The 5,351-nt window shown below is 38.1% G+C and carries 6 protein-coding genes; all 6 read right to left on the bottom strand.

What is annotated here, in order from left to right; translation table 11 throughout:
• Positions 1-82: 82 nt before the first annotated feature.
• The 6 genes from QZ548_RS07760 to QZ548_RS07735 all read right to left on the bottom strand — a co-directional run bounded on the left by QZ548_RS07760 (position 83) and on the right by QZ548_RS07735 (position 5,299).
• Positions 83-1,132 carry an NAD(P)-dependent oxidoreductase gene (locus QZ548_RS07760; RefSeq protein ID WP_295869498.1) on the bottom strand — a complete coding sequence of 350 codons (1,050 nt, stop codon included), beginning with the start codon at positions 1,130-1,132 and terminating at the stop codon, positions 83-85.
• Positions 1,125-1,847, bottom strand: a complete 723-nt coding sequence (locus QZ548_RS07755; protein ID WP_295220291.1) for a 2-C-methyl-D-erythritol 4-phosphate cytidylyltransferase — start codon at positions 1,845-1,847, stop codon at positions 1,125-1,127. Before QZ548_RS07755 ends, QZ548_RS07760 begins: the two co-directional genes overlap by 8 nt.
• Before the next feature lie 15 nt (positions 1,848-1,862).
• Positions 1,863-2,723: a phosphorylcholine transferase LicD gene (locus QZ548_RS07750; protein ID WP_295869496.1), complete on the bottom strand. Its 861-nt coding sequence runs from the start codon at positions 2,721-2,723 to the stop codon at positions 1,863-1,865.
• 11 nt (positions 2,724-2,734) lie between these two features.
• Entirely contained in the window at positions 2,735-3,421 is a 687-nt protein-coding gene (locus QZ548_RS07745) for a sugar transferase (protein ID WP_105089010.1), read from the bottom strand.
• The gene (locus QZ548_RS07740) at positions 3,415-4,614 is read right to left on the bottom strand and encodes a DegT/DnrJ/EryC1/StrS aminotransferase family protein (RefSeq protein WP_295869494.1); all 1,200 of its coding nucleotides are present in this window, start codon (positions 4,612-4,614) and stop codon (positions 3,415-3,417) included. The genes QZ548_RS07745 and QZ548_RS07740 overlap by 7 nt, the downstream gene beginning before the upstream one ends.
• A 73-nt stretch (positions 4,615-4,687) precedes the next feature.
• Positions 4,688-5,299: a CpsD/CapB family tyrosine-protein kinase gene (locus QZ548_RS07735; protein WP_295869492.1), complete on the bottom strand. Its 612-nt coding sequence runs from the start codon at positions 5,297-5,299 to the stop codon at positions 4,688-4,690.
• Positions 5,300-5,351 lie beyond the last annotated feature (52 nt).

The following is a 5,351-nucleotide window of genomic DNA, read 5'->3' as shown; positions in this document are numbered from 1 at the left end:
ACCCATTGACGAGCTAACTCTGTTAAAATTCGTTCAGCTCCATCATTACCAAGGGAGATAGTAACAATGATTATTTCCTTTTTCATAGGCCTTCCTCTTGGATATATTCTGCAAGTCTTACATAAGCCTGCGCCATTGTTACCTTAGGCTGCCATCCTAAGGACTTTAATTTTTTTGAACTTAAGAACATGTGCACTGTCGGCGCATAGCCTAAGCCTTGTACATCTTCTGGAATATCAAAAATGACCTCACTCTTATCATGACTTACATGGGTCGCTACTAAATGAGCAATGCTAGCTATGGAGCGAGTTTCCTCATCATGACAGACATTGTATGCTTCACCAGCTTCTCCATCCTTCATAAGGGTTAAAATGCTCGTTAATGCATCAGTAATATAGCAATAATTAGACATAGAATCACCCTTTGTATGAAGTACAATATTTTCATTTTTTAGAGCACTCTTAGTGAATTGCATAAATACGCGATTATCTGAAACAGGAACACCAGGTCCAAAAGTTTGAGCCAATCTAGCTATAACAGCTGGAACGCCAAATTCTACGGCATACGATTTACAATAACACTCACATAATCTTTTACTTTCAGAATAAGAGCTACGCACATTTAAGTGATCTAAATATCCTAATCGCTCTTCAGTCATCACCTGTCCCGATTCATAAGGAACACCATACTGTTCCATGCTCGATAGGTATACAAGTTTCTTTACCGTTTTATGACGGCCTAGTTCAAGCATAGCTTCCGTACCATGAATCGAAGTACGAATCGTTTCTACAGGATGCTCCATAAAGAACTTAGATTGTGTTGGTGCTGCACCATGTAAAATATAGTCACAAGGTACGTCAATAGATTCTAAAGAACCATCGATAAGTGTAATGGAATCATTATCTAAATAATCACCTAATATAGCCTGTGCTTTATCATGACTTCGTACATGGCCTATTACCTTTATATCCAAGTTAAAAGTCTCATTGGCAAGTATAAGCAATTTTATAAACATAGAGCCAATAAGTCCCGTCGCGCCTGTCACAAGAATGCGCTGATGGCGGAGGAATTCAAAGTACTCTTTATCTTGTAGTAAAGCTGTTAACTCGCGTTTAATAACGGAATTACTCATCTTGTAATCCTCCTAATTCACGGTTCTTTATAATACCTGTGAACATATAATAATCAGATGGTGTCGTAATTTTTATATTTTCTGTCTCCCCTAATACTGGATACAATGTGTAACCATAATGCATCATCATGGACGCAGAATCGATAAAATCATGGATACCTTCTACTTTTGCTCGATCATGAACCGATAGAATATCGTCTAGTTTAAAGCTTTGAGGTGCTTTTGCCATAAGACATTCACTGCGATTTAAAATACGATTGATAGAACCATTATCCGTAACCATAACGGTTTCAATAGCAGGTGTAACAGTGATAGCAGACCCCTTTGTTTCTACGGATTCGATATTTCTCTCTATTGTTTCCTTATCTACAAGCGGTCTAACACCATCGTGAATCAATACAGTAACATCTTCATTAGGAAATAAACACTTCGCTTCTGCCAATCCATTATATTGAGAATCTAAAGCACTTTCTCCACCTGGAACAATGGATAGAACCTTTTGTAACCCAGCCTCTTTGATGAGGTTCTTGGTGTGATCAATCCACTCTGCTTTGCAGGCTAGAACAATGCCATCAATTAAGTCCGTTTGTTCAAATACATCTAAAGTTTGAATCAAAATAGGTCTACCGTTCCATTCAAGAAACTGTTTTGGCGTCTTGCTGTTATTCATACGAGCACCTACGCCACCCGCAAAGATTACTGCTATTCGTTTCATAGGCCCTCCTTAAGGTTAAGCTTCGTTTTTGGCATAATGTATGCCTCTATACTCCTTGTAAGGTGTATGCAAATCAGCAAATACAGCATCATGTTTAGCTACGCGCTGTTCTACTGGTGGTAGTTGCATATAATCGCCCCAAATGAGACGTAAATATCTTTCATACCCTTTCATAACTGGTATTTGATGACCTTCAAAATCCTTATATACAACAGATTCGAAGTCTTCTCGAGGATGACGCAGCTTCATACCCTTCAAACTACCAATTAATTCAGTACACTCCTTACTCGTATTGAAATCGTATTTAGTCATTTGCTTTTCCGCAAAACGCCAAATATGATACCGTAACGACTGACTAGAAAATACCTTGTAAATACATCCTGCTAATGCACGATACATCGGTCCTTTATTATCAGGCAACCGTTGGGCATTGAAAAGTGCAAAGGTCATGGCCCACATAAGCTGCAGTGCACGACTGATTTTTCCTGGTGCACATCCATCAATCGGCATAATTTCAAGAGCCAAACCATGACAAATATCTTCGTGCATACTATGACGATTAATAAATGTCGTGTTGTTATCTCTAATAGAAGCACCCGCATCATGATAGATATGATTTCGATCAGTTCGACAATAAGTATACCGTTCTGCATCTGCATATTTAGGCCATAATTCAGCTAATTTTTCATAATCGGGACGTGGCATAAATAAATCTAAATCATCATCCCAAGGGATGAATCCATTATGACGTATAGCCCCAATGAGACCACCGCCACAGAGGTAAAAGCGCAAATTATGTTTGTCGCAAAACTCTTTAAAGTACAGCAACATAGCAAGCTCTTTTTCTTGTATTTCCTTTGTCATAGATGTACTCATAGGGACCTCTTTCAACGTAATACAGCTAATACTGTATCAACCATCGTTTTAATATCTTGTAGAAAAGAAAATTCTTTAATACTCTTTAAATTCCAAGCCATCTTGCCTGGTAATACCTCATTAATATAGACTTCATCAACATTTTGAGCATTTTGTAAAAGTTGATCTTCATCTTTATAAGCAATGCTTGCCACACTAGTTACACCAGCTGGCAATAATAGGGTTGCCTTCATTTCATCGGTATAAGCCGCCACATAGCGAGGCACTTCTGGTCTTGTGCCGACAAAGCTCATATCGCCTAAAAGGATATTAATCAGCTGAGGCAATTCATCAAGACGACAACTACGAAGCATATTTCCAACCTTAGTAACACGCATATCATTTTGTGATGTCACTTGAGCACCTAATGATTCTGCATTTTTTACCATAGTGCGAAATTTATAGATGCCAAAGGTACGGCCATACTGTGTAACCCGTGTTTGACGAAAGAAAACCTCTCCTTCGCTATCCCGTTTAATCATGATAGCTAACACAAGAAATACAGGGCTCAATATAATGAGCATCCCTGCGGCCATAAGGCGGTCAAAAATACTTTTACATAAAAGGCTCCCACGCTTTTGATTTAACAATTCAAAATAAGGACGCACAGCTTCACACTGTAATTCTTTTGGGAGATCGTGAAAGTTTTTTACTAGCATTCGGTAATAATCCTTTTAAATGTTTCAATGATATATTGCACTTCTTCATCTGTTAACAATGTATGAAGAGGCAATGTGATTTCATTTTTAAACTGATTATATGCATTTGGATAATCATCAATAGTGAATCCTAAATTCTTGTAAGCCGTATGCATCGGAATTGGTTTGTAATGTACATTCGTTGCAATGCCAGCTTCAGCCATAGCTTCAATTACCTTGTTGCGATATTCAGCATCTCGACCATCTAGCCGTACTAAGTACAAGTGACCACTACTTTGATGATCATCCGTATAGTGGTGTAATAATGTAACCGGTAAATCCTTAAACGCTGTATCATAGGCTTCGATGATTTCTTTACGACGTGCTAACAGTTTTGGGTATCGTTCAAATTGAGCTAATCCAATAGCCGCCATAATATCGGTCATATTACATTTATAATAGGTGCCTTTAATATCATATTCCCAAGCGCCTGCTTTTGTTTTAGCAAGAGCATCCTTATCTTGACCATGCAAAGATAACAATTGGAATTGCTTATAAATAGCTTCATCATCAATACCATCTATGTGTCTCCATGTAGCACAGCCACCTTCAGCAGTTGTAAAATTCTTTACTGCATGGAAGGAAAAGCTACTAAAATCAGCTACATTACCTGTTGGTGTACCTTTATATGAAGCCCCAAAGGAGTGTGCACAGTCCGCTACAATAGGAATATGTGCCAATGCTTTTTGAATATCATTAGATGGTGTAAAGAGAGATTTCTTTTCTTCTACAATGGAACGCAAACGATCGTAGTCACAAGGAACCCCCGCAATATCTACAGGGATAATAGCTTTTGTTTTTGGCGTAATAGCACGAGCCACTGCATCGTAATCCATTTCAAATGAATCTTTTTGGGTATCTACAAGAACTAGTGTAGCCCCCACATGAACAACAGGGCTTGCACTAGCTGTATAGGAATAAGCACTGGTAATTACTTCATCGCCGGGGCCAATACCTAATACACGAAGAGACATCTCAAGCGCCGCGGTAGCAGAGTTTAAACAAACAGCTTTAGGTGTACCTAACTGTACCGCAATCTTTTTCTCTAATTCTTTTGTGCGCGGACCAGTTGTAATCCAACCACTTTTTAAGGCTTCTACAACTTCATTGATTTCTAACTCTGTAATATCTGGAGGGGAAAAATTAATTTTCATATACATCACCTCATGACTTTCTGTACCTTATGGATACGCTTGATTTATCAAATCAAATTTATATTAATTACTACTACGCATCAATTACGATGGACCCTAGTAGAGGAATACCAACTTGAGTTAGTCGTTTCTTAGCTTCTATTAAATCGTTAGGACTTGCTACTTCATTTTTAACAACAAGCATAACGCCATCAGATTTTTCAGCTAATACAATAGCATCCGTAACATCTAATACAGGTGGTGTATCAATGATAACCACATCGTATTCATCGCGAATATACTCCCAAATTGTAGACAACTTACTAGAATCTACTACTTCAGAAGGGTGCTCAACTATCTCGCCCGCAGTAAGCACATCTAAATGAGGAACTATATTACGATGAATCGTTAAATCTTCATCCATAATAACTGCATTGGTGAGACCTTTATTTTGTACATTGAATGCTACATGCTGTACTGGATTACGTAAATTACCATCTACCAAAAGAACTTTATTATTATTCTTTGATAGAGCTATTGCCGTATTCGCCGCTACCTCAGAGGTACCTTCTCCACTTGTAGCCGCTGTAATACAAATTATCTTACAATTATGTTGATTGCATACGTATTGTAAATTGCTGCGCAATGTACGATATGCCTCTACTAGCAGTGTATCACCACGTTCATTAGAAATTAGTCTTATCATATTAACCTCTCACTTTGCGCCACAATGCTACGATACGATTACTAGGTTCTTC

The organism is uncultured Veillonella sp., from assembly GCF_915069625.1.
Lineage (GTDB): Bacteria > Bacillota > Negativicutes > Veillonellales > Veillonellaceae > Veillonella.
The sequence above is the reverse complement of the archived record's forward strand: the minus strand, read 5'-3'. Positions and strand labels throughout refer to the sequence as shown.

What these genes read in the sequence shown, in the direction of transcription:
- QZ548_RS07745 (WP_105089010.1), bottom strand. Translation starts at nt 3,421, where the DNA reads ATGCTAGTAAAAAACTTTCACGATCTCCCAAAAGAATTACAGTGTGAA.
- QZ548_RS07755 (WP_295220291.1), bottom strand. Translation starts at nt 1,847, where the DNA reads ATGAAACGAATAGCAGTAATCTTTGCGGGTGGCGTAGGTGCTCGTATG.
- QZ548_RS07735 (WP_295869492.1), bottom strand. Translation starts at nt 5,299, where the DNA reads ATGATAAGACTAATTTCTAATGAACGTGGTGATACACTGCTAGTAGAG.
- QZ548_RS07760 (WP_295869498.1), bottom strand. Translation starts at nt 1,132, where the DNA reads ATGAGTAATTCCGTTATTAAACGCGAGTTAACAGCTTTACTACAAGAT.
- QZ548_RS07750 (WP_295869496.1), bottom strand. Translation starts at nt 2,723, where the DNA reads ATGAGTACATCTATGACAAAGGAAATACAAGAAAAAGAGCTTGCTATG.
- QZ548_RS07740 (WP_295869494.1), bottom strand. Translation starts at nt 4,614, where the DNA reads ATGAAAATTAATTTTTCCCCTCCAGATATTACAGAGTTAGAAATCAAT.